This is a genomic window from Cellulomonas terrae (assembly GCF_007990265.1).
Taxonomy (GTDB): Bacteria; Actinomycetota; Actinomycetes; order Actinomycetales; family Cellulomonadaceae; genus Cellulomonas; species Cellulomonas terrae.
On sequence record NZ_BJWH01000015.1, the window covers coordinates 1 to 23,982 of the forward strand.

The 23,982-nt window shown below is 73.2% G+C and carries 22 protein-coding genes and 1 tRNA gene; 12 read left to right on the forward strand and 11 right to left on the reverse strand.

The genetic code is table 11. The features are described 5' to 3' along the window. Window positions 1-30 precede the first annotated feature (30 nt). A complete protein-coding gene (locus CTE05_RS13595; RefSeq protein ID WP_146846859.1) occupies window positions 31-963 on the reverse strand; it encodes an MBL fold metallo-hydrolase in 933 nt (310 codons plus the stop codon). Between the two features lie 101 nt (window positions 964-1,064). On the opposite strand from CTE05_RS13595, the gene CTE05_RS13600 reads away from it, so the two are divergent. After that, complete coding sequence (locus tag CTE05_RS13600; RefSeq protein WP_146846954.1) at window positions 1,065-1,952, forward strand: helix-turn-helix transcriptional regulator; 888 nt, start codon at window positions 1,065-1,067, stop codon at window positions 1,950-1,952. Here CTE05_RS13600 and CTE05_RS13605 read toward each other — a convergent pair. The 3 genes from CTE05_RS13605 to CTE05_RS13615 form a co-directional block, all read right to left on the reverse strand. Then, a tRNA-Gly gene (locus tag CTE05_RS13605) sits at window positions 1,907-1,977 on the reverse strand. The two genes, CTE05_RS13600 and CTE05_RS13605, sit on opposite strands and share 46 nt — an antisense overlap. Window positions 1,978-2,035: 58 nt before the next feature. After that, window positions 2,036-3,019: an aldose epimerase family protein gene (locus CTE05_RS13610; protein WP_146846860.1), complete on the reverse strand. Its 984-nt coding sequence runs from the start codon at window positions 3,017-3,019 to the stop codon at window positions 2,036-2,038. Between the two features lie 29 nt (window positions 3,020-3,048). Next, window positions 3,049-5,511 (reverse strand): glycoside hydrolase family 94 protein, encoded by a 2,463-nt coding sequence (locus CTE05_RS13615; protein WP_146846861.1) that lies wholly within the window; start codon window positions 5,509-5,511, stop codon window positions 3,049-3,051. 295 nt (window positions 5,512-5,806) lie between these two features. Between CTE05_RS13615 and CTE05_RS13620 the strand changes: the two genes are divergently transcribed. After that, entirely contained in the window at window positions 5,807-7,201 is a 1,395-nt protein-coding gene (locus tag CTE05_RS13620) for a calcium-binding protein (protein ID WP_146846862.1), read from the forward strand. Between the two features lie 9 nt (window positions 7,202-7,210). Here the strand turns inward: CTE05_RS13620 and CTE05_RS13625 are convergent, their stop codons facing one another. Further along, window positions 7,211-7,591, reverse strand: coding sequence for a DUF6069 family protein (locus CTE05_RS13625; RefSeq protein WP_146846863.1), 381 nt, complete (start codon window positions 7,589-7,591; stop codon window positions 7,211-7,213). Window positions 7,592-7,725: 134 nt separating this feature from the next. Here CTE05_RS13625 and CTE05_RS13630 point away from each other — a divergent pair, with 134 nt between their 5' ends. The 7 genes from CTE05_RS13630 to CTE05_RS13660 all read left to right on the forward strand — a co-directional run bounded on the left by CTE05_RS13630 (window position 7,726) and on the right by CTE05_RS13660 (window position 14,119). Continuing rightward, window positions 7,726-8,829 carry a sensor histidine kinase gene (locus CTE05_RS13630; RefSeq protein ID WP_146846864.1) on the forward strand — a complete coding sequence of 368 codons (1,104 nt, stop codon included), beginning with the start codon at window positions 7,726-7,728 and terminating at the stop codon, window positions 8,827-8,829. Further along, window positions 8,826-9,467 (forward strand): response regulator, encoded by a 642-nt coding sequence (locus tag CTE05_RS13635; protein ID WP_246123609.1) that lies wholly within the window; start codon window positions 8,826-8,828, stop codon window positions 9,465-9,467. Before CTE05_RS13630 ends, CTE05_RS13635 begins: the two co-directional genes overlap by 4 nt. A 43-nt stretch (window positions 9,468-9,510) precedes the next feature. Beyond that, entirely contained in the window at window positions 9,511-10,086 is a 576-nt protein-coding gene (gene dcd / locus CTE05_RS13640) for a dCTP deaminase (RefSeq protein WP_055920610.1), read from the forward strand. A gap of 4 nt (window positions 10,087-10,090) precedes the next feature. Beyond that, a complete protein-coding gene (locus tag CTE05_RS13645) occupies window positions 10,091-11,233 on the forward strand; it encodes a hypothetical protein (RefSeq protein WP_146846866.1) in 1,143 nt (380 codons plus the stop codon). A 98-nt stretch (window positions 11,234-11,331) separates the two neighbouring features. Continuing rightward, on the forward strand, window positions 11,332-12,465 hold the full coding sequence (locus CTE05_RS13650; protein ID WP_146846867.1) for a hypothetical protein: 1,134 nt from the start codon (window positions 11,332-11,334) through the stop codon (window positions 12,463-12,465). 187 nt (window positions 12,466-12,652) lie between these two features. After that, window positions 12,653-13,567: a hypothetical protein gene (locus CTE05_RS13655; protein WP_146846868.1), complete on the forward strand. Its 915-nt coding sequence runs from the start codon at window positions 12,653-12,655 to the stop codon at window positions 13,565-13,567. A gap of 84 nt (window positions 13,568-13,651) precedes the next feature. Beyond that, window positions 13,652-14,119 (forward strand): NUDIX hydrolase, encoded by a 468-nt coding sequence (locus CTE05_RS13660; RefSeq protein WP_146846869.1) that lies wholly within the window; start codon window positions 13,652-13,654, stop codon window positions 14,117-14,119. A gap of 15 nt (window positions 14,120-14,134) precedes the next feature. Here the strand turns inward: CTE05_RS13660 and CTE05_RS13665 are convergent, their stop codons facing one another. Genes CTE05_RS13665 through CTE05_RS13685 form a run of 5 tightly spaced genes read right to left on the reverse strand, consistent with a single transcriptional unit; the run spans window position 14,135 to window position 18,423 of the window. Beyond that, window positions 14,135-14,950: an MBL fold metallo-hydrolase gene (locus CTE05_RS13665; protein WP_146846870.1), complete on the reverse strand. Its 816-nt coding sequence runs from the start codon at window positions 14,948-14,950 to the stop codon at window positions 14,135-14,137. Window positions 14,951-14,955: 5 nt separating this feature from the next. Then, on the reverse strand, window positions 14,956-15,570 hold the full coding sequence (locus CTE05_RS13670; RefSeq protein WP_146846871.1) for a DinB family protein: 615 nt from the start codon (window positions 15,568-15,570) through the stop codon (window positions 14,956-14,958). A 41-nt stretch (window positions 15,571-15,611) separates the two neighbouring features. Continuing rightward, window positions 15,612-16,196: a hypothetical protein gene (locus tag CTE05_RS13675; RefSeq protein WP_146846872.1), complete on the reverse strand. Its 585-nt coding sequence runs from the start codon at window positions 16,194-16,196 to the stop codon at window positions 15,612-15,614. Continuing rightward, the gene (locus CTE05_RS13680) at window positions 16,193-16,540 is read right to left on the reverse strand and encodes a VOC family protein (RefSeq protein ID WP_146846873.1); all 348 of its coding nucleotides are present in this window, start codon (window positions 16,538-16,540) and stop codon (window positions 16,193-16,195) included. The genes CTE05_RS13675 and CTE05_RS13680 overlap by 4 nt, the downstream gene beginning before the upstream one ends. Continuing rightward, complete coding sequence (locus CTE05_RS13685; protein WP_146846955.1) at window positions 16,537-18,423, reverse strand: ABC transporter ATP-binding protein; 1,887 nt, start codon at window positions 18,421-18,423, stop codon at window positions 16,537-16,539. Before CTE05_RS13685 ends, CTE05_RS13680 begins: the two co-directional genes overlap by 4 nt. Before the next feature lie 123 nt (window positions 18,424-18,546). On the opposite strand from CTE05_RS13685, the gene CTE05_RS13690 reads away from it, so the two are divergent. The 3 genes from CTE05_RS13690 (at window position 18,547) to CTE05_RS13700 (ending at window position 22,076) form a co-directional block, all read left to right on the forward strand. Beyond that, window positions 18,547-18,990, forward strand: a complete 444-nt coding sequence (locus CTE05_RS13690) for a MarR family winged helix-turn-helix transcriptional regulator (protein WP_246123611.1) — start codon at window positions 18,547-18,549, stop codon at window positions 18,988-18,990. Between the two features lie 201 nt (window positions 18,991-19,191). Then, complete coding sequence (locus CTE05_RS13695) at window positions 19,192-20,730, forward strand: HNH endonuclease signature motif containing protein (RefSeq protein ID WP_186814864.1); 1,539 nt, start codon at window positions 19,192-19,194, stop codon at window positions 20,728-20,730. A gap of 80 nt (window positions 20,731-20,810) precedes the next feature. Beyond that, window positions 20,811-22,076, forward strand: coding sequence for a threonine/serine exporter family protein (locus CTE05_RS13700; RefSeq protein ID WP_146846876.1), 1,266 nt, complete (start codon window positions 20,811-20,813; stop codon window positions 22,074-22,076). A gap of 7 nt (window positions 22,077-22,083) precedes the next feature. On the opposite strand, the gene CTE05_RS13705 is transcribed toward CTE05_RS13700, so the two are convergent. Continuing rightward, the gene (locus CTE05_RS13705) at window positions 22,084-23,865 is read right to left on the reverse strand and encodes an ABC transporter ATP-binding protein (protein WP_146846877.1); all 1,782 of its coding nucleotides are present in this window, start codon (window positions 23,863-23,865) and stop codon (window positions 22,084-22,086) included. Window positions 23,866-23,982: the final 117 nt, after the last annotated feature.

Below are 23,982 nucleotides of genomic sequence, written 5' to 3' on the forward strand. Positions count from 1 at the left end.
CGGTGGAGACCGGGCGCACCCGCGCCGGCGTCAGATCGCGTCCAGGGGCGCCCATCCCGTGACGGCGAACGAGCCGCCGGACCGCTCGACCGTGAAACCCCCGTGCCCGCCGAAGTGCGCGGGGAAGAGCAGCAGGCGCCTGTCGGCGGCCTCGGCGAAGAGCCGGTCCCGGGTGAGGTGCGCCGTGACGACGTCCTCGTCGAAGCAGCTCGACGTGTGCACGTCGCGTACTTGTGCGGGGCTGTGCAGGGTGTCGCCGACGAAGAGGACCTCCTCGCCACCGGACACGAGCCGCAGGACCGACGCGCCGGGGGTGTGCCCCGGGGCTGCCTCGAGGGTCAGCGCATCGTCGATGCGGTGGCTGCCCGTCCACGCCGTGACCTGTCCGGCGGCGAGCACGGGCGCGATGCTGTCGGCCCACACGGCGTGCGCCCCCGGGCCCATGATCGTGGCGTTGCCGTTCGCGGGGTCCCAGAAGGCCAGGTCCAGCGCCGGCATCAGGTACTCGGCGTTCGGGAAGGTCGGCACCCACGCGCCGTCGACCAGGCACGTGTTCCAGCCGACGTGGTCGGCGTGCAGGTGCGTGTTGACGACGACGTCGACGTCCTCGGGGGTGACCCCGACGGCGGCGAGGCGGTCCAGGAAGTCCGTCTGCAGGTGCGACCAGCCGGGCACGTCGGGCCGGTCCTTGTCGTTGCCGATCGCGGCGTCGACCAGGATCGTCCGGCTGCCGCTGCGCAGGACCCAGGTCTGCATGGCGACCCGTGCCGTGCTGGTCAGTGCGGTGTCGCCGTCGGGCTCCAGGAAGTGCGGGCGCAGGGTCTCGTCGGTCCACGCGGACGCGTCGGTGCCGGGGAAGAACTGGTCCGGGGTCATGCCGATGCTGCCGACGCTCTCGACGGCCCGCGTGACGGTCACGCTGCCGAAGGTCAGGGAGTGGGTGGTCGCGATGGTGGTGGTCATGGGACGAGCGTCGACGCCGCGCGGGCAGGCAGGGAGCCCCGGTCCTGCGTACCCCTGGCAGGGGTAGGCGTGACGGCGTCGTCGCGCGCGAGGATGGCCGGATGACGCCACCGGAGAGCGGACCGCTCGGCGAGTTCCTGCAGGCCAGCCGTGCCCGGATCTCGCCCGCGGAGGCGGGGGTGACCCTGTACGGCGACCGCCGACGCGTGCCCGGCCTCCGCCGCGAGGAGCTGGCGATGCTCGCCGGCGTCAGCTCGTCGTACTACACGCGCCTGGAGCAGGGGCAGTCGCGGCACGCGTCCCCGCAGGTCCTCGACGCGCTCGCGACCGCGCTGCGCCTGGACGACGCCGAACGGGCGCACCTGCACCGGCTGGCGGCCTCCGGTGGTCGCCGGCGCCCTGCACGCAAGCCGCCCGTCGAGCGGGCGGACCCCGCGCTGCTGGAGCTCCTCGCGGCGCTCGGCGACGTCCCCGCGCTCGTGCTGGGGCGCCGCAGCGACGTGCTGGCCTGGAACCCCGTCGGCCACGCGCTCCTCGCCTCGCACCTGCCCGCTGTCGGGAGCCGCCCGAACATGGCGACGCTGGTGTTCCTCGACCCGGAGACCCGCGACCTCTACGCCGACTGGCGCGCGAAGGCCGGCGCCGTCGTCGGGAACCTGCGGCTGGTCGCGGGAGCCCACCCCGACGACGCCGCGCTCGCCCTGCTGGTCGGGTCCCTCACGGTCGCGAGCCCCGAGTTCGCGTCGCTGTGGGCCGACCACCGGGTCCGGCCCTGCGCGACGGCGCAGTACGAGCTGCGGCACCCGCTGGTGGGGCGGCTCGTCGTGACCCAGCAGACGCTCCGGTCGGTGGAGCACCCGGACCAGACGCTGGTCACGCACACGACGCCCGCAGGGTCGACGTCGGCGGAGGGACTGACGCTGCTGACGCAGCTGGTGCTGGGAGCGGGTGACGAGAATCGAACTCGCGCTATCAGCTTGGGAAGCTGAAGTTCTGCCACTGAACTACACCCGCGTGGACCGACGGACCGGTCCGGAGAGAGAGCATACCCGGATGGCTCGGACGAGCGAAGTCAGGTCCGCACGGTCAGCGTGAACGCCCCGCAGCGCTCCTCGCCGGGCTCGAGGACGAACACGCCCGTGCCCGGCACTCCGGCGTCGTGGAGCGCGAAGCCGTCGTTGACGTTGGTCACGGGCTCGACCGCGAAGTAGGGCCGCTTGCGGGGCGCGTACAGGACGAGGTGGGCGTACACGGGGTCGACGTGGAGGTCGACGTTCACGCCGAGGTCCTGGTAGCTGATCCGCACCGGTGCGCCGGGCTCCCACGCGGTGAGCACGTCGTCGATGAAGGACGAGGTCAGCGGACGGGCCACGCGGAAGTCGGCGCGCTGCGGGACGGTGCCTGCCGGGCCCGACGGCAGGGCGTTGACCAGCGCGTAGCCCTTCTGCGCAGGGACCTCGAGCACCGGCTGGCCCGGGGTCGGGGGCGCCGACGTGCCGATCGGCGACAGCGTGCGCTGCAGGTACGGGTGGTGCCCGAAGCCGGCCGGGAAGGGTTCGAGGTCGACGTTGCGCACCGACGTGCCGACGGTGAGCTTGTGGCCGCTGAGCGCATAGGTGATCTGCGCGCGGAACCGCCAGGGGAAGTTCACGCCGACGAGCCCGGTGGTGTCGAGCTCGAGGACCACGCGGGTCTCGGTCTGGTCCGTGACCGTCCAGGCGGAGTGCCGCGCGGCGCCGTGGATGGCCGTGCCGTCCGCGCCGTTGCGCTGCAGCTGCCAGGTGCGGCCACGGAACGGCAGCACCCCGTCCCGGATCCGGTTGGACCACGGGACCATCGGGAAGCTGGAGCACTTCTCCGCCTCGCCCGTCGCCGTCGGCCGGGTCGGGCGCAGCAGGTCGCGCCAGACCCCGTCCGACGTGCGGATGCGACCCCCCGCGAGCGCCGCACCCGTCGCGGGCAGCACGTCGAGCTCCCACCGGTCGTTGCGGAGCGTGACGATGCGCGTGTCGACGTCGAGCGGCGTAAGCGCTTCGACTTCCTGGAGTGCGGTCATCAGAGCATCCCGTCAGTACCCCTGCGGGGTCAGACGGTGACCTCGACGCGGACGACCGAGCCCTCGGCGGCGTACGGGACGAGGTTGCCCTCGACCGGGGTGCCGTCGACGACCAGGCGCCCACGGGCGCCCTCGGTGCCGGAGTTGGTCACGTGGATCTCGTACGTGGCACCGCGGGCGACGCGCGTGACGGTGAACGACGGGACGTCCGGGCCGATCTGCGGGTCGACGACGAGGCCGTCGTAGTCGGGCCGCACACCGAGCAGGTACTGGGAGACCGCGACGAAGTTCCACGCGGCGGTCCCGGTGAGCCAGGAGTTCTTGGCCTCGCCCGCGCGCGACGCCTCCTTGCCCGCGATCATCTGCGCGTACACGTACGGCTCGAGCTTGTGCACGTCGGAGATGTCCTCGCGGTACGCCGGCGTGATCCGCTTGTAGTAGTCGAACGCCTTGGCGCCGCGGCCGACCACGGTCTCGCCGATGATCACCCACGGGTTGTTGTGGCAGAAGATGCCACCGTTCTCCTTGTACCCGGGCGGGTACGTCGAGACCTCGCCGAGCTCGATCTGGTACGTCGTGTACGCGGGGTACTGCAGCACCAGGCCGTGCGGGGTGCCCAGCATCTCGCCGACCGAGTCGAGCGCCTTGATGGCCGGGCTCTCGGCGGACGTGCCGTCGACACCGATGCCCGCCATGACCGCGAAGCCCTGCGGCTCGATCCAGATCTTGCCCTCGGGCTTGGCGTCCGTGCCGATCGGGTTGCCGTAGTAGTCGTACGCGCGCAGGAACCAGTCGCCGTCCCAGCCGTGGTCGAGCACCGCGGCGCGGACCTCGTCGACGACCTTGCGGGCCTGCGACGCGACCTCGGTCAGCCCGCGACGCGACGCCAGCTCGGCGAACTCGGCGCCGTAGAGGACGAACTGCGCGGCGATGAACACCGACTCCGCGACCCCGCCGGCCTGGTTCTCGGTGGTCTGGAACGACTCGCCGGGGGTGGTGGAGAAGCAGTTGAGGTTCAGGCAGTCGTTCCAGTCGGCGCGGCCGATGAGCGGCAGGCCGTGCGGGCCACGGTTGTCCACCGTGAACTGGAACGAGCGGACCAGGTGCTCGAACAGCGGGACCTCGGAGCCGGGCTCGTTGTCGAACGGCACCGGCTCGTCGAGGATCGCGACGTCGCCGGTCTCCTTGATGTACGCGGCCACGCCGGCGATGAGCCACAGCGGGTCGTCGTTGAAGCCGGAGCCGATGTCGTTGTTCCCCCGCTTCGTCAGCGGCTGGTACTGGTGGTACGCCGAGCCGTCCTCGAACTGCGTGGACGCGATGTCGATGATGCGCTCGCGGGCACGCTCGGGGATGAGGTGCACGAAGCCCAGCAGGTCCTGGTTGGAGTCGCGGAAGCCCATCCCGCGGCCGATGCCGGTCTCGAAGAACGACGCCGAGCGCGACATGTTGAACGTGACCATGCACTGGTACTGGTTCCAGATGTTGACCATCCGGTCGAGCTTCTCGTCGTCGGACTTCACCGAGTACGTCGACAGCAGGCCCGTCCAGTGCGCACGGAGCGTCTCGAACGCGGCGTCCGTCTGCTCCGTGGTCGCGAACCGGCCCAGCAGCGCGTGCGCGCGCTCCTTGTTGATCACCTGGTGGGCGTCGTCGGCCCACTTCTCCTCGTCGGGGTTCTCGACGTAGCCGAGCACGTAGGTCAGCGCGCGGGACTCGCCCGGTGCCAGCGTGAGGTTCACCGAGTGCGAGCCGATGGGGTACCACCCGGACGCCACCGAGCCCGCGGACTCACCGCTGCGGGGGACCGTCGCCTCGCCCAGGCCGTTGTAGGCGCCGACGAACGTGTCGCGGTCGGTGTCGAAGCCGTCGGCGCGCGTGTTCACGCCGTAGACGGCGTAGTGGTCGCGGCGCTCGCGGTACTCGGTCTTGTGGAACACGGCCGACCCGTAGGGGCCGTCCTGCTCGACCTCGACCTCGCCGATCGACAGGTTGCGCTGGTAGTTGGTCTGGTCGTCCTGCGCGTTCCACAGGCAGAACTCGACGAACGAGAAGAGCGTGATCGTCTTCTGCGCGTCCGAGGTGTTGGTGACCGTGACCTTCTGGATCTCGGCGGTCTCGCCGATGGGCACGAAGAACAGGGTCTCGACGGAGATCCCGCGGCGCTCACCCGTGATGCGCGTGTAGCCGAGGCCGTGCCGCGTCTCGAAGTGGTCCAGGTCCGCCTTGACCGGCAGCCACGACGGGGTCCACACGTCGCCGCCGTCGTTGACGTAGAAGTACCGGCCGCCGGCGTCCGCGGGGATGTTGTTGTACCGGTAACGCGTGAGGCGGCGCATCTTGGCGTCGCGGTAGAACGAGTAGCCGCCGGACTGGTGCGAGATGAGCGAGAAGAACTGCTCGGACCCCAGGTAGTTGATCCACGGATAGGGCGTGTGAGGCGTCTCGATGACGTACTCGCGTGCCTCGTCGTCAAACTGGCCGTACCGCATGGACTTGCCCCTCGAGTGCTCGGCAGTGGCGCCCGCGGCTCGTCGACACCCGCTGCAGTGCGGGACGCGTCGTCGCCGGCGCTGTTCGGTGTGCGATGTGCATGTGCGAGAGCGCTCCCACGCAACTCTCGGACGAGAGCATAGCCGCCCGCGTCCCATGGCGGAACGGACGAAGCGATTCCTGCCGCGGGACGGTTCGTGCCCGCCCGAAGGTGCAGGTCCGGCATCGCCGAAACTTTTCGCACGCCGGGCAGCCCCTACGGTGCTCACCATCTGACACGTGGGGAGCTCGACGATGAGACGCACCCGGCTCGGCCTGACCCTGGCGACGGCCCTCGCCGCCGTCCTCCTGCTCGCGGCCCCGGCCTCGGCGGGCGACGTCCAGCGCGAGGAGTTCACCCGGACGCTCGGCCCCGGGTGGGAGGTCCTCGGGTTCAGCGGCGACCCCGTCGCGACGACGCGCGGCGGCACGATCACCATCGGCGAGGAGACCCTCGTCATGCTGCGCGAGTACGCCGCACCGTCGGAGTGGACCGGCTCCGCCGGTCGGCTGACCGGCTGGGACGTCGACTTCCGCATGCGGCTCGGCGCCGACTCCACCCGGGCGTGCCTCGACGAGCAGACCGGCAGCCCGCCCGCGACGCTGCTCTGGGTGGGCGACACCATGGACCTCGTCCACATCGGGTTCGGCCCCGGCGAGCTGTGCCTGGTCTACCCGTACGAGGACCGCGAGGTCGTCCCGCTCGACACCCACCGGTGGCACCGGTACCACCTCGAAGCCCGCGGGCAGCACCTGCTGCTCACCGTGGACGGCCGCACCGTCCTCGACCGGACGCTCACCGGACGGGGCGCCGGCACGGTCGCGCTGGGCTTCGAGACCCACCAGGGCAGCTCGAGCTGGGACTACGTCCGCTACGACACGTCGCCCGGGCACCGGTGCACGATCCGCGGCACCGACGGTCCGGACGTCCTGCGGGGCACCGCGGGCGCCGACGTGATCTGCGCCGGCGCGGGTGACGACCGGGTCTCGGGACTCGGTGGCGACGACCTGCTCGTCGGCGGCGAGGGCGACGACACGCTGCTCGGGGGCAGCGGGCACGACCTGCTCCAGGGCGGCTGGGGCGCGGACGTGCTCGACGGCGGCGCGGACAGCGGCAGGTCCGAGGGCGGTCAGGGGAACGACCGGTTCGTCATGGGGGCGGCGCCCGACGGGGCGCACCAGCTCGTCGGCGGGCCCGGGCGCGACGTCGTGGACTACGGCGCGCGCACCGGGCCGGTCGCGGTGACGCTCGACGGGATCGGAGGCGACGGGGAGCCCGGCGAGGGCGACGCCGTGGGGGTGCCGGCGCCGTGGAGCAGCTCGCCCGACATCGAGGACGTGCTCGGCGGGCACGGCGACGACGTGCTGACCGGCGCCTGGTGGGCCGAGACGCTCGTGGGGGGACCGGGCGCCGACCTGCTGCGGGGCGGCGGGGGTCGCGACGACCTGCGCGGGACCGACGGTGTCCAGGGCAACGACCGCCTCGACGGCGGCGACGGCCAGGACGCGTGCAGCGCCGACCCGCTGGACGCCCTGACCTCGTGCAACGAGACGAGCACGTGGCCGCCGATGCCGACCCCGTCGCCGACCCCGTCAGGGGCGTCGCTACGGCTCCCGACGGTGGCGCCCGCGGTCCCCGGCGAGCGGTAGCCCGTCGCGTCAGCGGGTGGCGACGGGGCGCGCGCGGCGGGGGTCCAGACCCGTCGCGACGGTCAGGCCGACGACGAGGTGCAGGGCGACCAGGGTGCCGACGGCAGCCGGTGACGTCCCGCCGAGCGGGCCGAGCAGCGAGACCGCCAGCACGACCCCGCAGGTCAGCCACCAGGCGACCGGCGTGCGGCGGCGGAGCAGGGTGCGCACGCCCCAGGCGACCAGGGTCACCGCGAGGGTCGCGACGACCACCGACGCGGCTCCGACCGTCTGCGCGGGGGTGCCGGCCTCGAGGGCGACACCGGCGACCGGGACGGCGAGCACCCAGACCGCGAGCGCGAGGGCGGTGGCGGTGACGGCGACGAGCCAGACGGGGACGGGACGAGACATGAGCTTCTCCTGACGTTCGAGGTGGACGTCCCGACCCTGGTCGCGGTCGGGGGCCGCCGTCGTCGGCCGGAGGTTCGTCGCACCCCCTGCTTTGGTCGGTGGTGGCCTCGGGAGCGCGTTCCTACGCTCGCGGCATGAGCCGACCCCGTGACGTCCCGTCGCTGCCCGTCCTGCTCGGGCTGCTGGTCGGGATGGTCGTGCTCACCACGCTCGCCGCCTGGGCCGCGCGGGTGGACGGCGTGCCGCTGGGTGTCGACCTCGCACTCGGTGCCCTGGCCGTCTCGGTCCTCCCGTTCCTGCGCAGCCGTCCCCTGCTCGGGGGCCTGGTCCTCGGCGTGCTCGCCGCGCTCAGCCCGGCGGCGACACCCGCGGCGACCGCCGGGACCTACGTCGTGGCGCGTCGGGAGCAGCTGGGTGTCGCGATCCCCGTGGCGTGCGCGAGCGTGGTCGGGCACGCGCTCCAGGCGCTGTGGCGGTCGGTCGGGCTGCCGCTCGGGTGGTGGCTGCTGTGCGACGTCGCGGTGCACGCGGCCCTGCTGGGCTGGGGCGCGTACGGCCGGACCCGGGACGCCCTGGTCGCGCAGTGGCGGGAGCGGGCGCACGCCGCGGAACGGGACCAGGGGCGCAAGGTCGCGGAGGCGCGGTCGGCGGAGCGGACCCGGATCGCCCGCGAGATGCACGACACGCTCGCGCACCGGCTGACCCTGCTGGCCACCACGGCGGGCGCGCTGGAGTACCGGACGGACCTGACGCCGGAGCAGGTCGCGGCGGCGGCGGGCGTGGTGCGGACCAGCGCGGGCGAGGCGCTCGAGGAGCTGCGGACCGTGATCGGGGTGCTGCGTGAGCGTCCCGACGAGCTGCGCCCGCCACCGGGCCTCGCCGACCTCCCGGCGCTGGTCGAGCAGGAGCGCGCGGCCGGAGCCACCGTCCGGCTGGACGCGCCGGAGCGGGACCTGCCGACGGCTCTCTCGCTCGCGGTCTACCGGACCTGCCAGGAGGGACTGACCAACGCGCGACGGCACGCACCGGGGGCGCCCGTCGACGTGCGGGTACGGGTCGAGGACGGGCTGCGGGTGCAGGTGGTGAACGGGACCGGCGCGCAGGGGCTCGGGCCGGGGACGGGGACCGGGCTGGTCGGGCTGACGGAACGGGTCGAGCTGCTGGGCGGGACGCTGCGCGCGGGGCCCGACCCCTCCGGCGGCTTCACGCTCGACGCCTGGATACCGTGGCAGCCGTGAGCGTCCGGGTGGTCATCGTCGACGACGACGCCCTCGTGCGCTCCGGGCTGTCCCTCCTGCTGGACGGCGCGCACGGGATCCGCGTCGTCGCGCTGGTGTCCGACGGCTCCGGGGTTCCCGCCGCCCTCGACGCGCACCCCGCGGACGTCGTCCTGATGGACCTGCGCATGCCGGGCACCGACGGCATCGCGGCGACCCGTGCGGTCCGCGCACGACGCGACCCGCCGGCCGTGGTCGTGCTCACCACGTTCGACACGGCCGACGAGGTCGAGGCCGCCCTGCACGCCGGCGCGAGCGGGTACCTCCTGAAGGACACCGAGCCGCAGCGGATCGTCGAGGCCGTCCTGGCCGCGGCGGCGGGGGAGCCGGTGCTGTCGCCGCGCGTGGCTCGTCGGCTCATGGACGCGACGGCCCGCGCGGGCGGGTCCCGTGCTGCGGCGCGGGCGACGCTGGACCTGCTCACCGACCGGGAGCGGGACGTCGTCGCCGCGATCGGCCGCGGCGCCAGCAATGCCGACATCGGCCGGGACCTGTACCTGTCCCTGGCCACGGTGAAGGCCCACGTGTCCAGCATCCTGCTCAAGCTGGGCCTGGAGAACCGGACCCAGGTGGCGCTCCTCTTCCGGGACCTGCAGTGAACACCTGCCCTGGGCTGACCGACATCCGGACTACCGTGGCCCCGTGCTGCTCTCCGACCGTGACATCAGGGCCGAGCTCGAGTCGGGCCGCGTGGCCCTCGACCCCTACGAGCCCGCCATGCTCCAGCCGTCGAGCATCGACGTGCGGCTCGACCGGTACTTCCGGCTGTTCGACAACCACAAGTACCCGTTCATCGACCCGGCCGCGGACCAGCCCGACCTGACGCGGCTCGTCGAGGTCGCCCCAGGGGAGTCGTTCGTCCTGCACCCCGGCGAGTTCGTCCTCGGGTCCACGTACGAGGCCGTCACGCTGCCCGACGACATCGCCGCGCGGCTGGAGGGCAAGTCGTCGCTGGGGCGGCTCGGGCTGCTCACGCACTCGACGGCCGGCTTCATCGACCCCGGGTTCTCCGGGCACGTGACCCTGGAGCTGTCCAACGTCGCGACGCTGCCCATCCTGCTGTGGCCCGGCATGAAGATCGGCCAGATGTGCTTCTTCCGGCTGTCGTCGGCGTCCGAGCACCCCTACGGCTCCTCCGAGTACGGCTCGCGGTACCAGGGGCAGCGCGGGCCGACGGCGTCGCGCTCCTTCCAGAACTTCCACCGGACGGACGTCTGAGGCGATGGCGAAGCTCACCCGCCTCCCCGCCGACGACCCCGGTCTGCGTGACCGCCACATCCTCGCGCTCCCCGCGGACGTCGCGGCCGACGAGGTCGAGGTGCTCGCCGTCAGCCGGTTCGCCAACGCCCGCTGGGAGGAGGCGCCGCAGGACACGCTGCAGCCGCGCGGGATCATCGGGCCGATGACCGCCGCGCTCGGTATCCGCTCCGTCGGCTCCGCGACCATCCCGACCCGCACGCTCCGGCTCGCGCGCCTCTCGACGCTGAACGGGCCGTTCCGCATGGAGACGGTCGACGCCGTCAGCCTCGGGCTGCCGACGACGTCCACCCTCGCGTACGTGCTGGTCTGCCCACGGGAACGCGGCGAGAAGCCGTACCCGGGCGGTGACCGCGACGGGCTCAAGCGCGCGTTCCCCGACGGCATGCCGATCCGCGAGGAGGAGCGCGTCCTGCAGTGGATGGTCGCCGCCGCGCGCCGCCTCGGCGGCTCCGTGCGCACCGGCGAGAACGGCACGGTCCTCACCCCCGACGTCGACAGCGCCATCGACCTCACCGTCCTGTCCGACTCCTGGCTCGAACCGGCCGAGGCGCTCGCCGTGGTCCAGCAGGTGCTGCCCCGCGCCCGGCTCAGCGAGGCGACCAGCACGTGGACCGGTCCCGCGCCGGGCGTCGGCCGGGACGCCACCGGGCGGCCGGGCTGGGTGGCCGAGGCCGGCGGCCGGGGGCTGTCCGCCGCGCTGGAGCGCCACGGGGTCGCCGACGAGGCCGAGCGCCGCCGGCTGATGGACGAGGCGTCCGCGTTCGACGAGCTCATGCTCGCGGTGCCCCCGGTCCCCGAGGCGTACGGCGTGCTCGTCGACCTCGGGCACGACGGGATGCTGTCCGTCGAGGCGGGCGTCGAGACCACCCTGCCGCCCCTGATGCGCGACCTGCCGTGGACCCAGGGCGGCGTCGTCGCCTACCGCGTGCACTGGGAGCCGCCGTTCATCGAGGAGCTCGAGGCCGAGCGGCCGTCGTTCGAGCACCGCGTCGCCCGGTCCCGCGCCGCGCCGCTGGTGCAGGCCGTCGCGCGCGTGGTGCACGCCGCGATCGGAGGCGAGATCGCCGACGAGGCGGACTTTCTGGTGGACCCCGAGGACGTCTGATCGCACTAGGCCAGACAGGTGATCCCCCCGCGCGCGGTTGCCGCGGCGAACAGGCCTTCCTACGTTCGAGGGACGCGCAGGGCCTTGGGGGCTTGACGATGACGTCGCTGAAGCAGGAGACCGCCGGAGCGGGGACGTGGCTCCTCCGCGGCCTGCTCGCGCTCGCGGCCCTCGTGCTCGTCGTCCTCGTCCAAGCCGTTCTCGCGGCTCCGCCCGCGCGTGCCGATGACTCGCCGCCGCCCGCGGACGCGGTCACCGGACTGCTGACGCCCGTGGTGTCCAGCGCGGTCGCGCCGGTGGAGCCCGTGGTGTCCGGGGTGCTCGCGCCCGCGGAGCCGATCGTGTCCGGGGTGCTCGCGCCGGTGGTGTCCGCGGTGCTCGCGCCCGTGACGCCGGTGGTCTCCGGAGTCGTGGAGCCCGTCGTGCCGGTGGTCTCGGCGGTGGTGGCGCCCGTGACGCCGGTCGTGTCCGCGGCCGCTGCGCCCGTCGCGTCCGTCGTGTCGGCGGTGGCTGCACCCGTCGCGCCGGTCGTCGACACCGTGGTCGCGCCCGTCGCTCCCGTGGTCGAGGGGGTCGTCGCGCCCGTGGCTCCCGTGGTCGCGCCCGTCGTGGACCTGGCGTCCCCGGTGCTCGACAGTGCGGCCCCGGTCGTCTCGGCCGTCGCGCCGGTGGCCTCCGCGGTCGCGCCCGTCGTCGACGCGCTGGAGCCCGTCGTCGACGCGCTGGAGCCCGTCGTCGCGCCGCTCGGCGGCGTGCTCGCCCCGGTGACGGGCGCGCTGGGGCCGGTCGTCGGCGTGCTGCGGCGGGTCGTCGGGGTGCTCTCGCCGGTCGTCGGCGAGCCTGTCCCGGGAATCCTCCTGCCCGTCTCTCGCACGGTCGCCCCGGTCCGGGACGTCACGGACACGGTCGCGCCCCCGTCCACCAGCGGCCTCGAGCCTGACCTCGTCACTGCCGTCGTGCGCCGTGCTCCGCAGGCGAGCGTGCCCGCAGCCGACGACGCTCCCGCGGTCCCCTCGCCGACCCACCCCGCACCGACCGATCCGGCGCCGCGTGTTCCCGCCGTCCCGGTCCCCGCAGGGTCCGCCGCGAACGGTGGCCGCACGGTCGTGGATGCAGCCGTCGTCGGCGTCCCCGCCCACGCCACGGCCCCCGTCGGTCGCTGCCTGCTCGGCGGGGTCCTCGTGACGTCCTGCGCCCCGCCCGCCGCGGAGGTCCCCAGCTCGCCTGCCTGACCGGAGACCGGTCGCACCCGTGCGACACGCGTCCACGGCCCGTCCGGGCCACCCGATCAGCAGGAGGAGCTTCGCCATGCACACCTACGTCCGGCGAGCGCTGCAGACAGCACTCGTGACAGGCGGCCTCGTCGCCGCCGGGGCCTCGATGGCCCACGCAGAAGAACCCGCTCACGACCAAGCCCTGGTGACCGTCGACCTCCTGGTCGGCGGCACTGACGGCATCCTCGACCTGGCTCCGGACCGGGTCGTGCACGCACCCGTCCACGTCCCGGTCGACGTGTCGGGGGTTGCGCTCGCGGTCGGCGGGGACAGCCTCGTCCGGTCTGCGCCCGCAACCGGTCCGGCACCGGCGCCTTCGGAGGGCGGCGCGCTCGTCGAGGCGCCGATCACCGTCCCGGTCACCGTGTCCGGGGTGGCCGTCGGCATCCTCGGTGATGCAGCCGTGGTCGGGGGCGATGGTGCCTCCGGCGGGACGTCGGCTCCCACGACCTCCGACGACACGATCGTGGCGGCTCCGGTGACGGTGCCGGTGGACGTGTCCGGTGTGGCTGTGGGGGTGCTTGGCGACGCGATCGTCACCGGCTCGTCCGGTCCGGCGAGTGGCTCGCCGGGGGGTGCGGTGCCGGGTGGTCCCGACGGTGCGCTCGTCGCGGTGCCGGTGACCGCTCCGATCACCGTCGCGGACGTTGCCGTCGGCGGCGTCGGTGAGGCGGCCGTGACACCGGCGAGGTCGGTGCCGGGCACGGCGCCCGGGACCACGCCGGGCACGACGCCTGGCACCTCGCCGGGTGCACCGGTGGGTCGGGGATCGGGAACGTCGGCGGGGATCAGCGCCGTCGGTGCAGGTGCCGCGGGGGCCTCGATGGTCGCGGCCGGCGGGGCCGTGCTGGGCGCCGGTGCGACGACGGCGGCGGGCGGTGCGGTGCTCGCGGACACGGGCTGGACGCCGTGGATCGCGTTCGCCGGGCTGTTCCTGGTCGCGCTGGGCGTGACGCTGCGGCGGACGGCGACGACCCGTCGCTCGACGAGGAGCCCGTTCACGCACCCGGCGCTCCTGGACCGGGTGCCGACGCAGCGAGGGGAGACACCGGCCCGGTGAGGACGCCGCCGCCGGGTCCGTGGGGAGGTCGCGGGGGATCGCTCCGCGGGCCCGGGCGGCGGTGACCGGACTAGGGTCGCCTGCGTGACAGCGGCAACCCGGACGAGCGCCGGCCTTCTGGTCTTCCGCCGGACCGCCGGGCTCGAGGTGCTGCTCGGGCACATGGGCGGCCCGTTCTGGGCGCGCAAGGACGCGGGTGCGTGGACGATCCCGAAGGGCGAGCCGTCGCCCGGCGAGGACCCGTACGCCACCGCGCTGCGGGAGTTCGCGGAGGAGATCGGGATGCCGGCGCCGTCGTCGGACCCGATCCCGCTCGGCGCCGTGCGGCAGAGCGGCGGCAAGGTCGTCACCGCGTGGGCGCTGGAGGGGGACCTCGACGCGTCCGCGATCGCGAGCAACCTGGTCGAGATCGCCTGGCCGCCGCGGTCGGGGCGGACGTTGCTGGTGCCGGAGCTCGACCGGGCGGGGTGGTTCGCGCCCGACGAGGCGCGCAGGCTCGTCGTGACCGCGCAGGCGGCCTTCGTGGACCGACTTGAGGAAGCGCTCGCCTGATCGGTCGGGGACCCCTCAGGTCAGATGGTCGAAGTCGCCGTTCACCCAGCCGATGTGACGCTCGGCGGAGCGGCGGACGATCTCCTTCGCGTCGGTCGCGATGACGTTGGCGAAGTTGCCGTAGAGCCGGTCGAACTCCAGGCGGTCGACGTGGTCGGCGACGCGGCGGGCGACCGCGCCGGACAGCGGCAGATGGTTCGGGTAGCTGCGCATGAACGCGACCGACCGTCGGTCCGGGTTGGCGAAGATCGTGTCGCCGCTCAGCAGCACGCCCTGGCCCGCCGCGCCCGCCGTCCAGTGCGCGATCGCGCTCCCGGGGAAGTGGCCGCCCGGCTGGGACAGGGTCACGCCCGGGAGGACCTCCAGCTCGCCGGACCACGTCTGGACCACCGGGTCGGGGCGGTTGAGCCAGTGCGCGTCGGCCTCCGCGACGAGGACCGGCGGGTCACCCAGCGCGCGGCTCCACTCCACCTGGACGCCGAACATGTGCGGGTGGCTCGCGGCGATGGCCCGGACCGGTCCGAGCGCGAGGACCCGCTCGACCACCGCGTCGTCGAAGAACCCGATCGGGTCCCACAGCAGGCTGCCCTCCGACGTGACCAGGAGCTTCGACTGCTGGCCGATCCCCGCGCCCGGGGAGCTGGTGATCGCGAACAGGTCGAGCTCCAGCTCCTCGATCTGCGCGCGGTAGCCCTCGGCGCGGAGCTCCTCCAGGGTGGTCCAGCGCTGGCCCGACGCGGGCACCCACTGGCGCTCATCGGCGCAGATCGCGCAGACGTCGGACGGCTCGGCACTCTCCACGGCGCACGTGGCGCAGATCCAGAAGGTCATGCCCGTCACGCTAGCCGGAGGTGCAGGTCCCGGAGGAGGGCGATCTCGGCACCGTGGTGCACGACCTCCTGGTTGACCCACCAGACGATGTCGAGGAACACGTCCTCCGCGTCGGAGCCGTCGGGGTAGGTGCTGTACCCGACGGTGTCGAGGGCGGCGTCGTCGGCACGCAGGAGCGTCGCGCGCCAGGCGGCGGTCGCGGCCGCCAGCCCCGCGATCGCGCCCGTCGCGGTGGGCTGCGGCTCGTCGGAGTCGTCGGTCAGGGAGTGGGTCCCGTCCGTGTGGTCCGCGCGACCGGCCAGGATCGTCGTCAGGTGGTTGATGCGCCACGCGATCGTCGTGACGGGCGGCGGCCACGGGTGCGGGCGGCCGCCGTCGCGACCCCACTCGCCCGCGCCGACGAGGACCGTCGCACCGACCCCCGGTCCGTCTGCGTGGCGACGGACCGACCAGCTCCCCGGCACCGGCTCCCACAGCAGCTCAGCGTCGGTCAGCGGCGGGACCTCGACCTGTTCCCCGTCGCCGCTGTCCATCGTCGGACCGGTGAGGCGGTGCAGGAGGCGCTCGCACGCGAAGTCGTACTCGGCGAGCAGCGGGGCGAGGCGGGCGGGGACGGGCATCCCCCGACAGTCGTCCTGGGCGGCGCCGCCCGCAACAGGATTCAGGACAGGCCGAGCGCCGCCAGCGTCTCCGGGGCGAGGGAGACCGGGTTGTCCGGGTGGGCGACCGCGCGGCCGTCGACGACCGTGTAGAAGCCCTGGTCGATGTTGACCGGGGTCGGCGGCCAGTCGCCCTCCAGGTCCGCGAGGTCGTCGAGCAGGATCACGTACTCACCGCCGACCTCCACGTCGGCCCGGTCCTCGGCGCCGCCGCTCGTGTACGCGATCTCGATCGTGGTCCCCGGCTCGACCGGCCCCTTCGCCGACGCCGTGACGTCGACCGTCGCGACCGTGCGCGGGTACCCCTCCGAGTCGTCGCGCGCGGTCGATGTGAACGTGCCACGGACGATGAGGTCGGCGACGCCCTCCAGCTCCGCCGTAGTGGCGTAGTAGGGGTAGTCGGCGCTGCCTCCGGACTGCGGCTCGGACAGGAGCGGGGCGACGAGCACCACGGCCACGACGGCCGCCGCGACGGCCCCGGCGATGGCGACGACCCGCCGCACCGTGCGGGAGCGGGTGGCGAGCGGCACGGCGCGCGCCGCGCTCGGCACCACTGCGTCCAGCTCGGCGCGGCCCCGCAACCTCACGCCGGCTTCACCACGCACCACTCGTTGCCCTCGGGGTCGAGGAGCACCTGGAACGAGCCGGCGGTGTCGACATGGATCTCGCCGACCCGCGTCGCGCCCAGCGCCTCCGCCTGGACGGTGGCCTGCGCGATGTCGTCGACCTCGACGTCGAGGTGCACGCGGTTCTTCGCCACCTTGCCCTCGGGCACCCGCTGGAACGCCACGCGCGTCCAGCCGGGCGGGTCGACGTAGTGCCAGCCGTCGTTGCGGCCCACCGGGGTACCGCCGAGGACGTCGGCCCAGAAGCGCACGAGGACCGCCGGTTCGGCACAGTCGAAGACGACCTCGTCGATGCGTCCGATCATGCGGCGACGGTAGCGCTGCTGCTCTCGAACTGCGTCCGGTACAGCTCCGCGTACACGCCGCCGCGGTCCAGCAGCTGGGCGTGCGTGCCCTGGTCGACGACGCGGCCGTGGTCGAGGACGACGATCGAGTCGGCCTGGCGCACGGTCGACAGACGGTGGGCGATGACGATGCTCGTGCGCCCGGTCAGGGCCTCGTCGAGCGCCGCCTGGACAGCGGCCTCGGACCCGGAGTCGAGGTGCGCGGTGGCCTCGTCGAGGATCACGACGTCAGGCGCCTTGAGCAGCATCCGGGCGATCGCGAGGCGCTGCCGCTCGCCGCCGGACAGCCGGTAGCCGCGGTCGCCGACCACGGTGTGGATCCCGTCGGGCAGGGTCGCGACGAGGTCGGCGATGTGCGCCTGCACCAGCGCGCGCTCGATGTCGGCGTCCGTGGCTTCCGGGCGGGCGTAGCGCAGGTTCTCCGCGATCGTGTCGTGGAAGAGGTGGGCCTCCTGGCTGACCACGCCGACGGTCGCGCGCAGCGAGGCGTGCGTGACGTCCCGCAGGTCGGTGCCGGCGATCCGGACGGAACCCTGCGTCGGGTCGTACATGCGCGTGACCAGCTGCGAGATCGTCGTCTTGCCGGCGCCCGAGTGGCCGACGAGCGCGACCATGTGGCCCGCGGGGACGGTGAACGACACCTCGCGCAGCGTGTCGTCGACGGGCTCGGTGCTCAGCGTGGCGACGGACTCCAGGGACGCCAGCGAGACCTCGTCGGCCCCCGGGTACCGGAAGCTCACGGCGTCGAGCTGGACCGTCGCGCCGTGCTTCGCCTTCTCCTGGCCGAGGTCGATCGCGTCCGGCTTCTCCGCGACCGTCGGCTCCAGGTCCAGCACCTCGAGCACGCGCTCGAAGCTGACCAGCGCGGTCATCACGTCGACCTGCACGTTGGACATCGCGGTGAGCGGACCGTACAGGCGGCCGAGGTAGGCCGTGAGCGCGACAACGACACCGACGGTGAGCTGGCCGCGGATCGCCATGACGCCGCCGAGGCCGTAGACGATGGCGACGGCGACGCTGGCCAACGTCGTCAGACCGACGCGAAACCACGTGGAGTACAGGGCGCGCTTGACGCCGATGTCCCGGACGCGGTCCACCTGCTCGGCATAGCCCGTCGACTCGCGCTGCGGGTCGCCGAAGATCTTGACCAGGTGCGCGCCCGCGACGTTGAACCGCTCGTTCATGATCTGCGCGGCGTCGGCGTTCAGGGCGTAGCTCTCGCGGGTGATCGCGGCGATCTTCTTGCCGAACCAGCGGGCCGGGAAGATGAACGCCGGCAGCAGGACCAGGCTCAGCAGGGTCAGCTGCCACGACATGCTGAGCATCGCCGCGAGCACGAACACGATGGTCAGCGAGTTGCTCACCACGTTCTGCAGGGTCGACGTGAACGCCTGCTGCGCGCCGAGCACGTCACCGTTCAGCCGCTGCACCAGCGCGCCGGTCTTGGCCCGGCTGAAGAACGCGAGCGGCATGCGCTGCACGTGGTCGAAGACCTCCGTGCGCAGGTCCCTGATCAGGCCCTCGCCCACCTGGGAGGACACCCAGCGGTCGGCGACGGACAGGCCTGCGGAGACGATCGCGAGGACAGCGACGATCGCCGCGACCGTCACGACGACGCGGGTGTCGCCCGCGGTGATGCCGTCGTCGATGAGCGTCTTGAACAGCAGGGGGGTGACCGCGCCGGCCGCGGCCTCGACGGCGATGAGCGCGACGAAGACCGCGAGCCTGCCTCGGTAGGGGCGCGCGAACCGCAGGATCCGCTTCAGGGTGTCGCGCGTGAGCTTGTGGTCCGCCACCGTGCGGTCCTTGGCGAAGCTGCGCATGTTGGGGCTGCCGGAAGTCATCGACACGGGCGCCACCTCCTTGGTCCTGGTGCGTCCCGGCTCCCGGGGCGCTCGGCCTCGTGAGCCGATGCTGAGGTTAACTCACTATGTGCCTAGATCACAAGTTGCGGTAGTCTCGCGGCCGTGACCTCCTCCGACGGCTCCGGAGAGCTGCTCGAGCTCCTGTACGGCGTGCTCCGCGGCGTCCGTCGCGACGCCGCCGCCCGGCTCGAGCTGCAAGGCACCACGCCCGGGCAGCTCCGACTGCTGCGGACGCTCGAGCGGTGCGACGGGCCGCGTCGGCTCGGCGAGCTGGCTGCGGCGCTCGACGTCGCGCCGCGGTCCGTCACCTCCAAGGTGGACCTCGCCGAGGAGGACGGGCTGGTCCGGCGGCTGCCCGACCCGAGCGACCGGCGCGCGACGCTGCTCGAGCTCACGCCCGCCGGGCACGCGCTGCTCGCGGCCATCTCCGCGCAGCGGCACGAGGGGGCGGCCGAGCGGCTGGGGCGGCTGTCCGCCGACGAGCAGGCGGAGCTGCTGCGGTTGCTGCGGATCGTGGGGGACGGGCCGGCGACAGCCGACGGCTGACGGGCGACGCGTCGGCCGGGTTGCTGCGCGGATGGCTCGTGAGCGGGTCGTTCGTTCGACCTGATCTGCGGTCCTCTCTGTCCACAGATTGCGGCCTGTGGGCGGCTCGACGATCTCTCCTGTGGATATGTTTGTGCAGGTCAGAGGTTGTTTTCCGACGTGGGACCTGGCAGAATCGTACGTATGTTCGATACTCCGACCATGACGCGTGACGCCGTGTCCCGCCTCGCGCGGCTGCGGCAGTCCGCCGCGCAGCTGGCTGACCAGGTCGCGGCGTGCGGAGAGTGGTCCGGTCGGGAACGGGCGGAGGCGCTGTCGTCGCTCGACCTCCTCGTCGCGGCCCTCACTCGCGTCCGCGCGGACCTGCTCGTGGCGGAACGGAACGCAGGGACGTCACAGCGGCCTGGTGATCGGTCGTTCGAGGCGGCGCGTGCGCGGATCTCCCGGACCGGTGCCGCCGAAGCCACGCGCGAGGTCCGGCAGGCTGACGCGCTCGTGTCGATGCCGACCGTCGCGGCCGCGGTCGGCGACGGCCGTGTGCCGCTCGGCCACCTCGACACGCTCGCTCGGGTCGCCGCAACAGCCGCCCCGGAGGTCGCACAGCTGTTCCGGTCGGCCGAGATGCAGGCGACGGTCGTGCAGCTGGCGGTGGCGCAGTCCGCGCCTGACTTCGCCCGGTCGCTCGCGCAGCTCGCCGCGTCGCGTGACCCGCAGGCGCTCGAAGACACGCACGAGGCCGTCCGGCGTGAGCGGTCGCTCGTGCTCTCGCACCGGGCGCGTGGGACGTACCTCAAGGGGTTCCTCGACCGGGTGGCCGGCGAGGCGCTGCAGGTCGCGCTGGACTCCACCGGGCAGGTACCGGACGGGACGAGGTCGCCCGAGCAGGCGCGGGCCGATGCGCTCGTCGCGCTGGCCCGGCGCGCGTGCGCGGGTATGGCCGGAGGGGAAGGGTCAGCGCGCAGACGTGTGGCGGCGGGGTCTGACGTGCCGGCAGCCGGAGCCGAGCGCGAGGTCAGGGGTCGGGCCGAGGGTGTGGACGGGGCCAAGGGCGAGACCGGGAAGGGTCTTGGCGCGAGCAGCAGGCCTCACGTGTCGCTGATCGTGCCGGTCGAGACGTTCGCTGCTCTGCGGAACCACCACCGGGACCGGGAGGCTGCGCGCTCGGGCGACGACTGGGTCGTGGAGGACGCGGGTCAGCCGGTGCCCGATGCGGCAGACCAGTGGTCGACGATGGCCCCCGTCCCGCCCGCGACGTTGGAGGACGGCACTCCTGTCGCCATGTCTGAGCTGGCCCAGGCCCTGTGCGACTGCGAGATCACGCGCATCGTCATGAGCGCCGAGGGGGTTCCGGTGGATCTCGGCCGCACCCGGCGGACGTACAGCGGGGTGCATCGGCGGGCGGTCGTCGCGCGGGACCGGCAGTGCGCGTGGAACGGCTGCCACGCCTCGGCGCGGTGGTCCCAGGTGCACCACATCCGGTGGTGGGACCGGGACCGCGGGTCGACGTCGATAGAGAACGGCGTCCTGCTGTGCGACTACCACCATCACGAGGTCCACAGGCTGGACCTGACGATCGAGCGTCACGCCAAGCCGCCTGGGCACCTGCAGCGACGGCGTGCATCCGATCGACTGCCCGAGGAGGAGCCTCCGTTCGCACCGATGCGCTACACGTTCCGTCGACGGCGTGACGGTCGGACCGTCAGCGCTCCGGAGCGGAACCCGTCGGCCGCCAGCCCGTAGCGGGACTTCCGTCACGGCCGTCGGCCGTAGCGGGACTTCTGGCACGGCCGTCGCCGGCGGGTTCAGGCCATCATGGGGTGGTGCCCACCGTGCCGGATGACGACGAGCTCGAGCTGATCCGTCGATCCGGTGTCGTGCTGCGGGTCGGGCGGCTGAGCCTGTCGGCGGGGACCGGCTCGTACCGGGTCAAGGCGTCGATGGCCCGGATCGCGCATGCGCTGGGCATCGACCGGCACGAAGCGCACGTCACGCTCACCGAGATCACCACGACGTCGCACAGCGGGCCCAGCTTCCGCACCGAGGTGACCGAGGTCCGCACGATCGGGGTGAACGTCGACCGGCTCACCGAGCTGGAGCGCCTGGCCGGACGGGTGGATGCTGCGGGCCGGCTGACGCCCGAGGAGGTCACCGCGGAGCTGGACCGCATCGCGGACAAGCCACCGCTGTACCCGGTGCTCCTCAACGCGTTGTGGGCGGCGATCGCGTGCGCGGCATTCTCGTTCCTGAACAGCGGCGGAATCATCGAGATCGTCGGTGTCGTCGTCGGCGCGTTCCTCGGCCAGGCGCTGCGCCGCACCCTCCTCCACCGCGGGTTCAACCAGTTCGGCGTCACGATGCTGAGCGCCACGGTGGCGTGCCTGGGCTACCTCGGCTTCGTGTGGCTGCTCCAGGCCGCCGGTGTCGGAGGGGTCGGTCACGAGGCCGGGTACGTGTCTGCCGTGCTGTTCCTGGTGCCCGGGTTCCCGCTGGTCACCGGGTTCCTCGACCTGGCCAAGCTGGACTTCTCGGCGGGGATCGCCCGCCTGGTGCACGCGCTGATGATCCTGACGTCGGCGGCGCTCGCGCTGTGGGCCGTGTCTCTGGTCGTCGGGCTCACTCCCGACCCGCCCGTCGCCCCGGCCCTCGACCCGGGCGTCCTGCTCGCCCTGCGCTTCGTCGCCAGCTTCGTCGGCGTGCTCGGCTTCGCGCTGATGTTCAACAGCCCGTGGCGCATCGCGCTCGCGGCGGCGAGCGTCGGCATGGTGGCGAACGTGCTGCGCATCCAGCTGGTCGAGGGAACCGTGCCGCCGCAGGCGGCCGCGGCGGTCGCGGCCCTGGTCGTGGGGCTGCTCGCCGCCGTCATCACCCCGCGCCTCGACGTGCCGCGGATCACGGTCTACGTCCCGGCGGTGACGATCATGGTGCCGGGCGTGCTGGCGTACCGGGCGGTGTTCCAGATGTCCAACGGCAACACGGTGGAGGCGCTCGCGTTCGGGGTCGAGGCCGCCCTCGTCGTCGCCGCGCTCGCCATCGGGCTGGCGATCGCCCGGATGCTCACCGACCGCACGTGGGCGTACGAACGCTGAGCCGGCGTCAGACCTGCTGGGCGCGCTGGAGCCGGGCGTACCGGCCGTCGGCGGCGAGCAGGTCGTCGTGGGTGCCGACCTCGACCACGCGGGCGTCGTCGAGGACGACGATCCGGTCGGCGGAACGGATGGTCGACAGTCGGTGCGCGACGACGAGCGTGGTCCGGCCCTTCATGAGCCGGGCCAGCGCTTCCTTGACCGCCGCCTCGGACTCGGGGTCGAGGGCCGAGGTCGCCTCGTCGAGCAGCAGGATGCGCGGGTCGCGGACGAGGGCGCGGGCGATGGCGATGCGCTGCCGCTGGCCGCCGGACAGGCGCGCGCCGCGCTCGCCGACGACGGTGTCCCAGCCGTCGGGGAGGGCGTCGACGATCTCGGCGGCGTTCGCGTCGACGAGGGCCTGGCGGACGCGTTCGTCGGACACCTTCGGCAGGCCGTAGGCGACGTTGTCGCGGATAGACCCCTCGAACAGGACGGACTCCTGGGGGACGACGGACACGTGCGTGCGGACGGAGCGCAGGTCGAGCAGGGCGGTGTCGACGCCGTCGAGCAGGAGCCGGCCGCCGGTGGGTCGCAGGAAGCCGAGCGCCAAATTGAGCACGGTCGACTTGCCGGAGCCGGACGGGCCGACGAACGCGACGGTCTGGCCGGCCTCGATGGTCAGGTCGATGCCGTCGAGGGCGTCGCTGTCGGCGTCGGGGTACCGGAAGTGCACGTTCTCGAGGGTCAGCCGGCCGTCGACGTGGTCGACGCGGCGCTTGCCGGCGTTCTCCTCGAGGTCGGGCTCCTGCATGACCTCGGCGATGGACCGGACCGACTCGAGACCCTTCGCGCCGATGGGCAGGAGCATGAGCAGGCCGGTGACCGACCCGGTGATGAGGGCGAAGTAGGAGCTGAGCAGGACGACCTGACCGGCGGTGATCGCGATGAGACCCGTGATCGACACCCAGGCGGCCAGTACCAGGCAGAGGACGCCGAGCAGCTGCAGGCTCACCCAGCTGAGCGACGCGAACCGGCCGTTGAGGACGTCGAGCCGGTACCCGGCGGACCGGACGCCCTCCGCGCCGGCGGCGACGCGTTCCTCCGCGGTGGCCTCCAGCCCGTGCGCGCGGGTGATCGGCATGAGCGTCGCCATCTCGCCGACGCGCGCGGAGAAGTGCTCGACCTCGCGACGGAACGACTCGTTGCGCTCGCGTGAGCGGCGGGCCAGGACGAACCGCAGCAGGACGGCGAGCGGGATGGTCAGCGCGTAGACGGGCAGGAACTCGGGGACGGCCAGCGCGGTCATGACGATCGCGCCGAGCATCACCATGGTCGCGGACAGGAGGGGGTGGGCGATCTGCTGGAGCATCACCTCGACGTTCTCGACGTCGCGCACCACCTTGGTCTGCACGATCGACGCGCTGACGCGGGAGTGGAAGCCGATGGACAGGCTCTGCAGCCGGGAGGTGAGCCCGTTGCGCAGGTCGGCGCCGATCTCGCGGACGGCGCCCATGAAGAGCTTGGTCCACTGGACGTGGTTCGGGTAGTTCTGCACGAGCGCGGCGACGGCGATCGCGGCCCAGAGCCACAGCTCGCTGGTCGGGCCGCCGGCGACGACGACGTCGATGACCTTGCCGGTGATCACGGGCATGAGCCAGAGGGGGACGTCCTTCAGCGTGAAGAACGCGACGGCCGTGAGCACGCGCCTGCGGTGGGCTCCGAGGAGGCGCACCACCGACCGGACCGGGTGGGCGCCGTCGATGTCGATCACGGCGAGGTAGGGCTGCTGGCCAGAAGTCACGCGCTCCATCGTGACATCCGAGCCCGCCTCGGGGACAGCGCCTTCCCGGTCGAGAACGTATCGATTCGATGAAGGGCGGCGGGAAGCGGTGCGCGGACGACCAGCGCGTCCACCGGGCGCGGCGGG

What these genes read in the sequence shown, in the direction of transcription:
- CTE05_RS13595 (WP_146846859.1), bottom strand. Translation starts at nt 963, where the DNA reads ATGACCACCACCATCGCGACCACCCACTCCCTGACCTTCGGCAGCGTG.
- CTE05_RS13600 (WP_146846954.1), top strand. Translation starts at nt 1,065, where the DNA reads ATGACGCCACCGGAGAGCGGACCGCTCGGCGAGTTCCTGCAGGCCAGC.
- CTE05_RS13610 (WP_146846860.1), bottom strand. Translation starts at nt 3,019, where the DNA reads ATGACCGCACTCCAGGAAGTCGAAGCGCTTACGCCGCTCGACGTCGAC.
- CTE05_RS13615 (WP_146846861.1), bottom strand. Translation starts at nt 5,511, where the DNA reads ATGCGGTACGGCCAGTTTGACGACGAGGCACGCGAGTACGTCATCGAG.
- CTE05_RS13620 (WP_146846862.1), top strand. Translation starts at nt 5,807, where the DNA reads ATGAGACGCACCCGGCTCGGCCTGACCCTGGCGACGGCCCTCGCCGCC.
- CTE05_RS13625 (WP_146846863.1), bottom strand. Translation starts at nt 7,591, where the DNA reads ATGTCTCGTCCCGTCCCCGTCTGGCTCGTCGCCGTCACCGCCACCGCC.
- CTE05_RS13630 (WP_146846864.1), top strand. Translation starts at nt 7,726, where the DNA reads ATGAGCCGACCCCGTGACGTCCCGTCGCTGCCCGTCCTGCTCGGGCTG.
- CTE05_RS13645 (WP_146846866.1), top strand. Translation starts at nt 10,091, where the DNA reads ATGGCGAAGCTCACCCGCCTCCCCGCCGACGACCCCGGTCTGCGTGAC.
- CTE05_RS13650 (WP_146846867.1), top strand. Translation starts at nt 11,332, where the DNA reads ATGACGTCGCTGAAGCAGGAGACCGCCGGAGCGGGGACGTGGCTCCTC.
- CTE05_RS13665 (WP_146846870.1), bottom strand. Translation starts at nt 14,950, where the DNA reads ATGACCTTCTGGATCTGCGCCACGTGCGCCGTGGAGAGTGCCGAGCCG.
- CTE05_RS13670 (WP_146846871.1), bottom strand. Translation starts at nt 15,570, where the DNA reads ATGCCCGTCCCCGCCCGCCTCGCCCCGCTGCTCGCCGAGTACGACTTC.
- CTE05_RS13680 (WP_146846873.1), bottom strand. Translation starts at nt 16,540, where the DNA reads ATGATCGGACGCATCGACGAGGTCGTCTTCGACTGTGCCGAACCGGCG.
- CTE05_RS13685 (WP_146846955.1), bottom strand. Translation starts at nt 18,423, where the DNA reads ATGACTTCCGGCAGCCCCAACATGCGCAGCTTCGCCAAGGACCGCACG.
- CTE05_RS13695 (WP_186814864.1), top strand. Translation starts at nt 19,192, where the DNA reads ATGACGCGTGACGCCGTGTCCCGCCTCGCGCGGCTGCGGCAGTCCGCC.
- CTE05_RS13705 (WP_146846877.1), bottom strand. Translation starts at nt 23,865, where the DNA reads ATGGAGCGCGTGACTTCTGGCCAGCAGCCCTACCTCGCCGTGATCGAC.